Source organism: Paenibacillus dendrobii (assembly GCF_009807035.1).
GTDB classification, from domain to species: domain Bacteria; phylum Bacillota; class Bacilli; order Paenibacillales; family Paenibacillaceae; genus Paenibacillus_AQ; species Paenibacillus_AQ dendrobii.
In genome coordinates this window covers 617,998-630,633 of record NZ_WUBI01000001.1, presented here as the reverse complement: position 1 = coordinate 630,633, position 12,636 = coordinate 617,998, and the positions used below count along the sequence as shown (strand labels likewise).

Annotated in this window: 14 protein-coding genes; 9 read left to right on the top strand and 5 right to left on the bottom strand. The window is 41.5% G+C overall.

Going from position 1 to position 12,636, the window contains the following annotated elements:
* Window positions 1-93 precede the first annotated feature (93 nt).
* The 3 genes from GRF59_RS02745 (at window position 94) to GRF59_RS02735 (ending at window position 2,980) form a co-directional block, all read left to right on the top strand.
* Window positions 94-912 carry a methyltransferase domain-containing protein gene (locus GRF59_RS02745; RefSeq protein ID WP_160496127.1) on the top strand — a complete coding sequence of 273 codons (819 nt, stop codon included), beginning with the start codon at window positions 94-96 and terminating at the stop codon, window positions 910-912.
* A 299-nt stretch (window positions 913-1,211) separates the two neighbouring features.
* Entirely contained in the window at window positions 1,212-2,090 is an 879-nt protein-coding gene (rarD, locus tag GRF59_RS02740) for an EamA family transporter RarD (RefSeq protein WP_160496126.1), read from the top strand.
* 248 nt (window positions 2,091-2,338) lie between these two features.
* Window positions 2,339-2,980 carry a hypothetical protein gene (locus GRF59_RS02735; protein WP_160496125.1) on the top strand — a complete coding sequence of 214 codons (642 nt, stop codon included), beginning with the start codon at window positions 2,339-2,341 and terminating at the stop codon, window positions 2,978-2,980.
* A 271-nt stretch (window positions 2,981-3,251) separates the two neighbouring features.
* On the opposite strand, the gene GRF59_RS02730 is transcribed toward GRF59_RS02735, so the two are convergent.
* The gene (locus tag GRF59_RS02730) at window positions 3,252-4,142 is read right to left on the bottom strand and encodes an alpha/beta fold hydrolase (RefSeq protein ID WP_160496124.1); all 891 of its coding nucleotides are present in this window, start codon (window positions 4,140-4,142) and stop codon (window positions 3,252-3,254) included.
* 173 nt (window positions 4,143-4,315) lie between these two features.
* Entirely contained in the window at window positions 4,316-4,927 is a 612-nt protein-coding gene (locus GRF59_RS02725) for a DUF2239 family protein (protein WP_160496123.1), read from the bottom strand.
* A gap of 226 nt (window positions 4,928-5,153) precedes the next feature.
* Between GRF59_RS02725 and GRF59_RS02720 the strand changes: the two genes are divergently transcribed.
* The 5 genes from GRF59_RS02720 (at window position 5,154) to GRF59_RS02700 (ending at window position 8,417) form a co-directional block, all read left to right on the top strand.
* Window positions 5,154-5,525, top strand: a complete 372-nt coding sequence (locus tag GRF59_RS02720) for a GntR family transcriptional regulator (RefSeq protein ID WP_160496122.1) — start codon at window positions 5,154-5,156, stop codon at window positions 5,523-5,525.
* 3 nt (window positions 5,526-5,528) lie between these two features.
* Entirely contained in the window at window positions 5,529-6,380 is an 852-nt protein-coding gene (locus GRF59_RS02715; RefSeq protein ID WP_160496121.1) for an ABC transporter ATP-binding protein, read from the top strand.
* Window positions 6,377-7,030 (top strand): ABC-2 transporter permease, encoded by a 654-nt coding sequence (locus GRF59_RS02710; protein ID WP_160496120.1) that lies wholly within the window; start codon window positions 6,377-6,379, stop codon window positions 7,028-7,030. Before GRF59_RS02715 ends, GRF59_RS02710 begins: the two co-directional genes overlap by 4 nt.
* A 10-nt stretch (window positions 7,031-7,040) precedes the next feature.
* Entirely contained in the window at window positions 7,041-7,523 is a 483-nt protein-coding gene (locus GRF59_RS02705; RefSeq protein ID WP_160496119.1) for a TetR/AcrR family transcriptional regulator, read from the top strand.
* Window positions 7,524-7,847: 324 nt separating this feature from the next.
* Window positions 7,848-8,417, top strand: a complete 570-nt coding sequence (locus tag GRF59_RS02700) for a dihydrofolate reductase family protein (RefSeq protein WP_160496118.1) — start codon at window positions 7,848-7,850, stop codon at window positions 8,415-8,417.
* Window positions 8,418-8,724: 307 nt separating this feature from the next.
* On the opposite strand, the gene GRF59_RS02695 is transcribed toward GRF59_RS02700, so the two are convergent.
* Window positions 8,725-9,807 carry an AI-2E family transporter gene (locus GRF59_RS02695; RefSeq protein WP_237391602.1) on the bottom strand — a complete coding sequence of 361 codons (1,083 nt, stop codon included), beginning with the start codon at window positions 9,805-9,807 and terminating at the stop codon, window positions 8,725-8,727.
* A gap of 228 nt (window positions 9,808-10,035) precedes the next feature.
* Window positions 10,036-10,587: a TetR/AcrR family transcriptional regulator gene (locus tag GRF59_RS02690; RefSeq protein WP_160496117.1), complete on the bottom strand. Its 552-nt coding sequence runs from the start codon at window positions 10,585-10,587 to the stop codon at window positions 10,036-10,038.
* A gap of 148 nt (window positions 10,588-10,735) precedes the next feature.
* Here GRF59_RS02690 and GRF59_RS02685 point away from each other — a divergent pair, with 148 nt between their 5' ends.
* Entirely contained in the window at window positions 10,736-11,656 is a 921-nt protein-coding gene (locus tag GRF59_RS02685) for a ketopantoate reductase family protein (protein ID WP_160496116.1), read from the top strand.
* A 73-nt stretch (window positions 11,657-11,729) separates the two neighbouring features.
* Here the strand turns inward: GRF59_RS02685 and GRF59_RS02680 are convergent, their stop codons facing one another.
* The gene (locus GRF59_RS02680) at window positions 11,730-12,623 is read right to left on the bottom strand and encodes an AraC family transcriptional regulator (protein ID WP_237391601.1); all 894 of its coding nucleotides are present in this window, start codon (window positions 12,621-12,623) and stop codon (window positions 11,730-11,732) included.
* Window positions 12,624-12,636 lie beyond the last annotated feature (13 nt).

Below are 12,636 nucleotides of genomic sequence, written 5' to 3'. Positions count from 1 at the left end.
CGGTTGAGTATTTTCAAACATTCAATTGTTAGGTTATTGTTCCTTTTCTTTATCATTAATACAATTAGTGTTAAAGAAGGAGTGGTTATTAGGATGAAAGAAATCTTGGCTAGAAATATAAGCAGGTATCGCAAGGAAAGTGAGTTAACTCAGGAGGAGTTGGCTGGGAAGTTAGGTGTCTCTTTTCAAGCAATTTCAAAGTGGGAAAACATTCAGACCATGCCTGATATAACTCTTTTGCCAGAGATATCAAGAATTTTAAATGTGAGCATAGATAAGCTTCTTGGTTATAGCTCTCAAGAAAAATATACAACCATTTATGAAAAAGAGTATAAGCGTTCCGATTATTACTGGGGATTTGAGCCTAATTCAGTGTGTTACAAAGTGATTCAATTAATGCCTCCAAACAAGCAAATTAAGTTATTGGATATAGGTTGTGGTGAAGGTAAGGATGCTGTCTTTTTTGCGAGAAACGGGTATGATGTATCCGCCTTTGACGTATCTAGTGCAGGGGTTGAAAAAACACAAAACCTTGCCGAGAAAGTTGGTGTAAAGGTTAATGTTTTCCAAGCGGATGTGTTGGATTTTAGACTAAACTCATATTATGACATCATCTACTCGAGTGGTGTTCTTCACTATATTAAACCTGAATATCGTAGTGAGATATTCGACAATTATAAAGAGTTTACTAATAAGAATGGATTACATATTTTAAATGTGTTCGTTGATAAGCCTTTTATTGCACCTCCACCTGAAAATGAGCCGAATGCATATAGATGGCATTCTGGTGAGTTACTCTCGTATTATAATGATTGGTTTTTCCAAGACAGTTCAGAAGTGGTGTTTGATTGTAATTCGTCAAGCATCCCTCATCAACATGCAATGACTAAGATTATTGCCAAAAAAGTTTAATAACTTAACGGAGGATAATTCAATTTGTGAAATAAAACGTTATGTTAACTGCCTAATGACACAATTGTGACCCCATTACGAAATGTGATTCCATTGTAGGATTTTGACGCAAAATTGGGTACATTGTGGAGGAGACGATAACGAAGCGTACATACACGAGATACCATCCTTCCAAATAATAAGTGATACAATACCGAACGTATTATTTTGGGTAGCCAAAATATTAATCCCTTTACTTAAACGATGATCGAGGCGTATAATCCGTTAAGACATCGGAGTGGGGAAGAGGGAAATTGCTTATGAACAATGGGTTGGTCAATGCTATTATCGCGTATATCATGTGGGGGGTTCTCCCGCTTTATTGGAAGTTGTTTAACGATGTGCCGGCAGGTGAGATTCTGTCACATCGGGTTGTCTGGTCGTTCGTCTTCATGGGTATTCTCGTCGCCGTCCAGCGGCGCTGGGGGGACATGAAGCGGATTGTGTCTAGCCGCTCGCTCCTGCTGTCGCTCACCGCTAGCGGACTGCTGATTGCTGCAAATTGGCTCATCTTCATCTGGGCGGTCAACAACGACCATGTCGTCGAGACAAGTCTCGGCTATTATTTGAACCCGTTGCTGAACGTGCTGCTTGCGGTTGTCTTCCTTCGTGAGAAGCCGAACCGCGGCCAATGGCTCGCGATTGCCATCGCTGGCGCCGCGGTGCTCATCATCGCCATCGACTACGGACGCTTCCCATGGATCTCAATCTCACTGGCCGCGACGTTTGGCTTGTACGGCCTCGCGAAGAAGAAGATCGGACAAGACGCTTCTGTAGGCTTGCTGTCGGAGACGGCTGTAGTCCTGCCAGTTGCGCTCGGCTACTGGATCTATTTGGCCGCCGTGGGAAAGACGACGGCATGGACGCTACCTGCTTCCACGTTCGTCGAACTGCTTCTTTCCGGCGTGGTAACAGCGTTACCGCTGCTTTTCTTTGCGCGAGCGGCCGCCCGGATGTCGCTGTCCACGCTCGGCTTCGTACAATACATCGGGCCGACGATCATGCTGTTACTGAGCGTATTCGTGTTCAAAGAATCGGTCTCACCGGTTCTTCTCATCGGCTTCGCGCTTATCTGGGCAGCGCTTGTCGTATACGCTGCAGCATCGGTTCGCGGCACGAAACTCGCGAAGGCGCGCTGACGGCAAACACGTCCGCCCGGTACCGTCATATCAGCCATTTCCTTCCGATGGGGAGGAGATGGCTGTTTTCTGTTTGGGGTTAAGCTAACGGACAGGATAGTTGAAATGGAAGAGGAACTAGTACCTAATTAGTCGAATGTTATTTAGGTATGTTTTAGAGAGGAGGATTTAATATGCACTTTCACTGTTATAGAAAGCCGATAAGAATCCGCCAACTTCCTCAAAATTAAAATTTGAGGAGGGTAAATATGAAAGTTAATGATAATTATCTAAAAGAACAATTAAAACATGTTTATTGGCTAAATGGTGGTTGTTGCGCGGGCAAAACCACAATGACTAAGAAATTTATTAAGGAGTTAGGATTCCAAACCCTTGAAGATAATGTCTTAAAATATAGACCATTTACTAATCCTGTTCTATACCCTGCCCTTCAATATCCTCATCCTGGTTTGGACTGGGACAAATGGTTTAATAAACCCAATGATGAACATTGTGAATGGCTTTTTCAAATTGTTGAAGAATTGATGGAGTTTTTTGTTATCGATTTGTTGAAAATGCCTACCGATTCACCAATCATCATAGATTTAGGAGTAATGCCCGAACACATATTACCCTTTATTCCTAAAGAAAGAATGATATGTCTCTATACGTCTGAGGAAGAAATAGAAAAGCTATATTTCTTCAGGGAAGACCATAAGATGATTTTGGATGTTATTAACCTTACAGCTAATCCAGCGGAAACAATCAAAAATGGAAACAAAAACATGGTAAAGTTTTCTCGTGATGTTAGAAATGCCTGTGTTAAAAATGGTATTAAGACCATTGAAAGAACAACCAGTTTAAGTGTTGAAGAACAATTTAGACTAGTTCGTCAGCATTTTGGATTATAAGTAAATTCAACCAGTAGAGGTATCATGTGCAGGCTGCCAAATAGGCGGCCTGTTGTACTAACGGGCAGGATAGTTTAAAGCTGACGATTAACCGTATGGCCATACGAAGACAAAAAAAGCGCTGGCTCATGATATTATCATGGAACCGGCGCTTTTTTGATCGTTTCTACATATGCGTTGAAATGGAGCTGCTTTAACAACCGTTCCAAGAGACTACTTGTCCCATTTTGTACCGTGGGATTACGGCTGGTTGGTATTCAGGAAGCGCGTGTCAAATGCGACGAGCCGTTCGCTCTATACCATCAGCGGTTACTTTGTACAGTTGGTGCGGCAGGTCGTGTCCCATGCCATCAATTAACATTAGCTCGGCGCCCGGGATGACAAAAGCAGTGTCCTCGCCACACGCCGGGACGAACAGGGGATCGTCCATCCCATGAATGACAAGTGCGGGTACTTTTATGGTCGCCAGCCGCGGACGACGGTCACCGGAGACAGCGATCGCAGCAATTTGTCGTCCGACACTGCCTGGATCGTAGGCTCGCTGGACTTCTTCCAGAATGAGTGCCCGATAAGCGTCTTCTTCAAACGGATAGCCAGTGCCGGCGATGCGTTTGGCAAAAGAGAGGCTATGCGCCAAAAATCCTGTTTCATCCTCAAAGGGATTCGGCGCCGGTGTAGTCATCATCGCCATGACATCCGGGGAAGCTTGCGGAAGGGTGGGATTACCGGAACTAGACATAATGGAGGTGAGTGATAACACCCGTTCAGGGTACTCACTGGCTGCAATTTGGGCGATCATTCCGCCCATTGATCTGCCAACGAAATGTGCCCGGTCAATTGAAAGGGCGTCGAGCAGTCCGATAGTGTCGCTTGCCATGTCATCGATAGTGTAAGGGATGTCCGGTTGCTGTCCCGACATGAGAGCAGACGCTAATGCATCAAAATCCAGCGTCCGATAATGGCTAAAGTGTGTCGAGCAACCTACATCGCGATTGTCAAAGCGGATCACCCGAAAGCCCCGCGCCGCCAATATTTCACAAAACGGAACCGTCCATCGGATCATCTGGGTTCCAAGCCCGGCGATTAGGATAATAGCCTCGTCTTTTTCGTTACCGAAACTATCATAGGCTAACTCAACACCGTTGACTTTCAGAATGCTCATGATCATGTTCTCCTTGAATTAATTTGGTATCGGAAGTGCTGTTATAGGCAGAAGGCGTGAATCTTCGATCGCTGCAGACCGATGTTCGATAAGAAACTCTCCGCCATCGCCAAGAAACATGATTTCTCCTCCGCTTTCACGGAGATAGGGGAGGGTATGTCATATCCTTTCATTCATACGTTCTCTTCAGAGAATGCATTGACGGCTAATTTTTTGACATGGTTTCTGATATCAGGTGCCCAGTCATCGATGAAATGGTTAAAACGATCCAAATCACCAGCATACAATGCCCGCAGAGCTTCTTCGTATTGATGGAAGTCCCCGGCCATAGCCGTCATGAAGTTATATGTTGCTTCTTGTGACTCTCGGATTGTGCTCTGTTGTTCTCCAGCACGGCGAGCTTCATCAATAAGTTTTCGTAATGTTACCGAAGCCCCTCCAGGTTGACTCTTGAGCCATTCCCAATGCCGTGGCAATAACGTAACCTCTCCGGATACAACCCCCAGCTTGGGTCGTCCGACCCGCCGTGTAGTCTGGTGATTCACTTCTGTGCCGGATGAGTCATCAAACTGTTCTCCTAATCGTTTGAGCACCTCATCTGTCTTCCCACGAAAATCAATATCTATTGGTTTCCCCGTGGAATCGTCAAATATAAGCAGTTGTGTGAGGTCTCTGTCACTCAGAGCATCCTTCACAGTCGTAACAACATGCTGTAACGAACCACTGGCGACGACTTCCACACCCAAAAATGCCGTGCAGTAAAAGCGTGTTAGGGCATTACTCATGCTGACCTCCTTTCCTGCTCGCCCCAATTATACCCGGGTAAAATTAAAAAATCAATATTACCCGGGTAAAATATATTTTCCCGTTCGTTATGGAGGGAATAAATGCAAACGACACGGCCTAAGAGGAACCGCGCTGTTGAAGGCGGAACTACGACAAACAGTATATAACACTTGAAAACAGTAATATACTGTTATACACTGTTATTGCGCAGGAGGGATTTAAAAATTGAATATTATTATAAATAATTCATTAATGGTTCCTATTTACGAGCAAATTGTGGACCAAATTAAAACCTTGATTCGTAATGGCGACCTGAAACAAAATGACATTTTGCCGTCTGTTCGTTCTCTGTCAAAATCACTAAAAATCAGTGCTTTGACTGTCAAGAAAGCCTACGATAACTTGGAAGCCGAAGGATTTACTGTAACAGTTCATGGCAAAGGAACATATGTAGCGGAAACTAATACGGAACTTTTGTTGGAAGAACAAAAAAAAGAAATCGAAGCCGATTTGGAAATGGCTATTCAAAAAGGCAGAAGATTTGGAATAAGTGATGAAGATATTAAGAGCCTATTTGAATTGATTTTGGAGGGTTGATTTATGTTGAAAATTGAACATTTAAGAAAAAATTATGATTCTTTTTCATTAGACTGTTCACTTGAAATTATGCAAGGTTGTGTAACGGGTTTAATCGGTCAAAATGGTGCAGGAAAGAGTACAACTTTCAAGGCAATCTTGGGGTTGATTTCTATCGATGGCGGAACAATCAGTATATTAGGAAAAGATTCACAAGAGTTTGGTGCAAAAGATAAACAAAATTTAGGAGTTGTTTTATCTGATTCAGGTTTTAGCGGATATTTAACAATCAATGACATTATTCCAGTCTTAGATCATCTGTATGGGAATTTTGATAAGCCTTTCTTTGTAGAACAAGTACAAAGATTTCAATTGCCACGACACAAAAAAATCAAAGAGTTTTCAACGGGTATGAAAGCAAAATTGAAAGTCTTGGCAGCGATTTCTCATGATGCTAAATTGCTGATACTAGATGAGCCAACAGCAGGACTTGATGTAATTGCCAGAGATGAGTTGTTAGAAATGTTAAGAGAGTTCATGGAAAAAGATGAAGAACGTTCTATTTTAATCAGTTCTCACATTTCTAGCGATTTAGAAACTCTGTGCGATGACCTTTATATGATTCATAATGGAAAAATAATCATGCACGAAGATACAGATGTTTTATTAAGTGATTACGCTTTGATAAAAGTAGACCATAAACAATATGAAAACATGGACAAACAATATATTTTACGATACAAGAAAGAAAGTTATGGATATAGCTGTTTAACAAATCAGAAACCATACTATATGGAAAACTATCCACAGATAGCGATTGAAAAAGGAAATATTGATGAAGTAATTACAATGATGATCAGAGGTAAAGAATTATGATAGGATTATTGATAAAAGACTTCAAACTAATGCAAGCACAAAAAAATTTCTTTATTTGTATATTTGCAATAGCGATAGTTATGGCTATGTTTATTGAAGATTCATCTTTCATTGTTGGATTTATGACGTTTATCGGCTTGATGTTTACATTAAGTACGATTAGTTATGATGAATTTGATAACGGTAATGCTTTTATGTTCTCATTGCCAATCACTAGAAAAGACTACATTGTAGAGAAATATGGTTTTGGTCTTGTTGTTGGTGGAGGTTCATGGCTATTGGCAACGATGATTTCAGTAGTTGTAGAAGTGATGAAAAATTCAGATTTTTCATTAGATACTATAATGAGTGCCCTTACGATGTTGCCTGTAATGTTGATTATATTGGCTGTTTTACTTCCATTCCAGTTGAAATTTGGTGGAGAAAAAGCCAAAGTAGCTATCATAGGCGCTTTTGGGGTAGTGTTTATTATTGGTATCATCATAGTTAAGATTGCTAACTTACTAAACATTGATTTGATTTCATTTTTTAATAACCTGCCAGTAATAAGTGTGGGAATGTTGATTGTGTTAGCAGTAGGTATTCCAATTATCTTATTACTTCTTTCTGCTAAAATCAGCTTATCTGTTATGAATAAGAAAGAATTTTAACTAAGTCCCATTGAAAGTCGCTATTTTAGCGACTTTATTCTCGGAATTAGGCTACTACCGGGCGACTACAGCGCAGGTGGCGAAAAGGGCGAACATCTCCCAGCCTTATGTATTCCGGTTCTTCGCGACAAAGGAGCAGCTCCTGTTGGCAGCAATTGAGGTGTCCTGGACCCGGGTCATTGAATCGTTCCGTAAAATTGTGGAGACGGCACCTTCTGAAACGCTTGAGGAGGAGTTGATCCAAGAGTACGAAGGCATCCAGATGAAATACCAGAACGAGATGTTCTTGCAGTTACAAGCGCAGAGCATTCGGGAGGAAGCTATTCAAGAGACGATGCGTGACGGGTTTAAGCAAGTACGAGAGATGGTGCTTATGGCTTTTTACAATGCAGGCATTGTAAACCCCGAAGAACGTACCATGCTGTTCCTCGCACGTGGAATGCTGTGCAATGTCGCAGTGGCTATCCAAATGCCGGAATTGATGAAACAGTGAGCGAGAAATTTGTTATAGATATTTAATATTCAATAGTTAGTGATTGATCGATTAGTGTTATACGGATTATTCTGAAGCGCTGAAGTGGAAATGTCTTGGGAAAGTAGAAAGAAATCACTTCAGTTCTAATAAATATGCCTGTCTCAAAGTTACCTTATGAGACAGGCTGTTCTTACAAGTTTCTTACAATGATACAAAAAAATTCTGATTCCCCCTTGAACCTTACGTAACGTAATGATTTATACTGAACGTAACAGCAGGACAAACACAGGACAACGGCCAAAAGTCGAACAAGACCAATTCGAAAACGGAGGAGAAATAAACATGAGAAAACTCGTATTGTTCATGCATGTGTCGCTGGACGGGTATGCGTCGGATTCGAACGGAGGACTAGATTGGATTCCGTATAACGAGGAAATCGAGAAGTACGCCGAGGAGGTCGTAGCCGAAGTCGGCTCTCCCGTATACGGACGCACGACATATCGGATGATGGAGAGCCACTGGCCTACGGTGCTGGACAATCCGGATGCGTCGAAGCACGATATGGAGCATGCCAAATGGGTGCAGGATGTTAAGAAGATCGTCATTTCCAGCACGATGGACAAGGCGGAATGGAACAATACGATGCTGATCAAGGACAATATCGCAGAGGAAATCAAGGCGCTCAAGGAGCAGCCTGGCAAAAATCTCGTTATCTTCGGCAGCCCGGGGGCTGCGAAGACGCTGCTTGAGCTCGGCCTGATCGACGAATTTCTACTGACGATCTGTCCGGTCGTCCTGGGCGGTGGAAAATCGGTATTCGACGGCGGCGTCGAGAAAATCAAGCTCAAGCTGCTGTCCAGCCGAACGTTCAAGTCGGGCATTATCGCGACCCGCTATGAGTTGGAGAAATAGTCGTGCTGTACAAGGTGTTCCGCTCTAACGGGGAACAATTGCTTCAAATACAAGACGGTAGCCGCCAAGAAGCGTGGCTGCCGTCTTTATTTAGATATAGAGCAGGTTAGTTCCAATATGTGGTATAGTATTTATCGTTTGGCTTCCTGATCAGAAGTGCCCGGAGATTTCACTCATGACGCCTTGTCCGAAAATTAATCAGAATAATTACGAATAAAAAAGCACACATCCACGAAGCAGGGATGTGCGCTTTTTGAAGTCAAACATGAGTACTAAACATATCGAACCTGATACGAAGTGATTTCCTTTACAACTTCATCCATTTTTCTTTGAAAAAAAGCGAGAAAACACGAATCGTGATGATCTTGAGCATCATATAGACCGGAATGATAATAATCATAGCGATGATTCCCCCGATATTGCCAGCAGCGAGCACAAGGATTACGGTTGTTAAAGGGTGTATGTCCAGCTTTTTTCCGAATACGTAAGGAGCGATCAGATTATCTTGAACTTGCTGGGCAACGAGAATAATCACAAGCGACCATAAGGCCGTCGCCGGCGATTGTGTCAGCCCGACGATGAGAATCGGCACCGATGAAAGGATGGCTCCAATAAAGGGAATAAAGTTTGCTATAACCGATACGGCTGTCAGCAAGAATGCATAGGGCAGACCAATGATCAGGAAACCGATATACATCAAGACGCCCAATGAAATATTCACGATCACCCGTCCGACAATAAATCCGCTTAACATACGGTCAATGCTTGAGATAATCTCGCGGGAATCTTTCTGATAGCGGATCGGCGTTGCGCGTACAAGTAATTCTCCGAACCTTTCCCCTTCCTTGAGCATGAAGAATAGGAGGATCGGAAAAGTAAACAGGATGACCGCAAAATTAGATATGAAAGAAAATAGTCCTCCTACATAATTCGACAGGAATGAAAATCCTTTATTTAAATAGTCCGTGATCGTAGACGGTCCATGCTTATCAGCGGACGAAAACAAGGAAGAGAGGAACCCGTTCTTCTCCAGCTTATTGAGCTGTTCTCCGACTGCATTCAGAAGATTGGGGACATTATCAAGGAAGCTGGTCAATTGCCCATAAAGCAAAGGCCATTGGCTAAAAATGAACCAAACCAGTGCTGCGGAAAAAATCACATAAATAATCAAAATCGCAGGGGTCCGGTTGACCTTGAATTTTCCCATGAGTTGAACCAGCGGTCTAAGAAGATAGTAAAAAAATACGGAGAGTAGCAGCGGGATCGCTACAACCTGAACGAGCACGAGGACCGGACGAAATACAAAACCTACCTTGTACAATAGAAAGATGATCAAGAGCAGCAAAGCGATGAACATTCCAAAACGCAATGCTTTGTTTGTTGTGAACAAATTTATTTCCCTCCAATTTGAAAACTCCCCCCGGCATAATACGACGACGGAATCCAGCCTACTGTCTATTTCTACAGCAGTTATTTGATGATGCCTTCTGCTTTTTACGTCGCTTATAGGATAGTGTTTCATTTTTATTTACATCGCGAGATGATGTTCTTAAGCTTGTGGCAGAAGAGGCACTTGTTTATTGTTATACAACATATGGATCTGGTTTGAATGACAGACTCATTCTTTAAAATAGGGCGTAATCCCTCTTGAATATAGGTTCTCCACTAACTTAAAAAATTCTTCTGACGATAAATCCTTTTGACGCTGGAGCCAAAGACGAAATAAAGATAGGGAAGTTGTCAGGTAAAACTCAATGAAGTATGGCGTTAAGGAATCGTTTTGCGGAACGTTTAATTCTAATTGATTCAAAGTGATTTCTTTTTTTAAGCGTTTTAGAAAACGGGAACTTCCATAATCACCCAAAAGGGCATGAAGAACCAGGAGATGTTCTCTTTTGTCCAGACAATAAAGCGTATCTTGAACCATATTCATCGATAGCTCTCTATTCGCCATTTCTTTTTTCATGTTATTTAATAAGTCATTTTCAACAGAGTCTAACAATTCGTAAATGTCAGTAAAGTATTGATAAAAGGTACTGCGGTTAAATCCTGACTTGTTTGAAATTTCCTGAACCGAAATTTTCTCAATCGGCTTTTGGCTATATAACTCACAAAAAACTTCTACAAACTTTTGTCTTGTTTTCTCCGTTATTTGGGGTTGCTTTTGCATGTTTCCCTCCTGCTAGCGAATAAGAATATCATCCGACAAATCATGAAAAACTGATGGTTGATCAAGGATTAATAAAAATTTACAATCACATCATACAACATGTTGTCGGATAATCAAAAGGAAATGTTAATAAGTAGGGGTGGTTTATATGTCAGCAAAACAAGATAGAATTTTAATTTTTGGTGCAGGTGTCATCGGAAGCATGTACGCAATGAAGCTTATTGAAGCAGGGTTTGATGTTACCCTGTTTGCACATTCGAATAGATTTAAATCATTAAGAGAAAATGGCCTGCAATATATAGAAAAAGGTACAGTTAGATCGATACAAGTGAATGTCATTGATACGCTCGAAGATGACGATGTATACGATTTTATTTTCGTTACCGTTCGTTATGATCGATCCGAATCAGCGTTGTTAGCGCTGAAAGATAATCAAAGCAAAAATATAGTTACGATGACTAGTAATTCAATTGGATTTTCTTCGTGGCTGGATATCGTAGGGGATAGACTTTTACCAGCTTTTCCCGGCTTCGGCGGACAGATTAAAGATGGAGTATTGCATGCTCGATTTCTACCAAAGTTTATAGCGGCAACTGCATTTGGAGAAATGAATGGTGTAGTAACAGAACGCATAGAAAATCTCGCAATATTATTTAAAACAGCAAAACTTCCTTACGTTATTAAAAAGGATATGCAAGCGTATCTAATCACACATTCCGTATCAGACATTGCCATGTTGAGCATTTTGCATTCTGAGAATAAGATAATTGACAAAAAAATAGCCAGAACCAGAAAGACGGCACGCAAAATAACAGTCACTTTAAAAGCGTATCTAAGGGCAATACAAAAAGCCGGCGTTTCAATTGATCCACCCATGCTTAAAATGGTGCCTAAATTCCCAAACTTATTTTTGGATCTTTTCTTTATGACATGGCTACGAACTAAAATGGTTAGGGATATGATGTTGCCGGATTACGCGAATAATGCTAACAATGAGATTGTGCAGCTGAGTAATGATTTAATGAAATTTTTAAGTCAACATGATATCAAATCGGAAATCCTTGACTAAAAATATCCGATCAATTTAAAAACAACCTGGTATTATCACATTGACCGTGATGATACCAGGTTGTTTTTTCATTTCAAGATGACTCGTTATTTGTAACTTGTCTTCGATAGTTTTGCGGTACTACGCCCATCTGTTTGCGAAAAATGGATGAAAAATAACTGGAACTTTGAAAACCGCAGGCAAGCGCAATTTCACTTATGGATCTTCGTGTTTCTTTTAACATTTCGCAACTTTTTTGGAGGCGGTATTGAGTGACATAGTTGTTTGGCGTCTGGCCTACATACTTGTTAAATAATGTACAACAACGGCTTCGGCAAACAGCTCCTGCAGCTGCAATCTCCTCAAGTGTCATTTTTTGATCATAGTTTTGATGAATGAAACGAGTCATTTCCTGAACATGCGTTAATACTCCAGGTTGCCCAGGAATGGGTTGCAAATGATCCCCTATAGTAGCACACAAAGATAAAGCTTGTGATGCCAGACGAAGTGGATTGGGGGGAGTGTGGTTATTGTACATTTCCTGATAGATTTCTTGAATGGACAGTAATACGCTTTGTTGCCAATCCATCTGATGTGTAAGCACAACAAAATCGGCCATCATCAGACTAAACTTTTCCCCCCAGTATGTTTGTACTATTGAAGTCTTTTCGCCAAGGATCGAGGGATGAATGACGACGACAAGGAAAACACAATCGTTGTGGTCTTCAAGAGAATAACCGTAATGCAGACGTTGGCTATTCACGAAGATCCCATCTCCGTGATGTAATCGAGTGATCCTTCCATTAACAGAGAAGTCCATCGATCCTTTTAATACGTAGATAAACTCCACATCCACATGCCAATGGGCGACTGCTGCAAAATTGTTAAATTGATGAAGGTTTCCCTTTCGGACATACAGCGGTAAATCAGGAAGATTATAATCCAAACGTTCTGATAAATCAGAAAACACCTCTAAATTTTTCGTCAACGAGATCATCCTT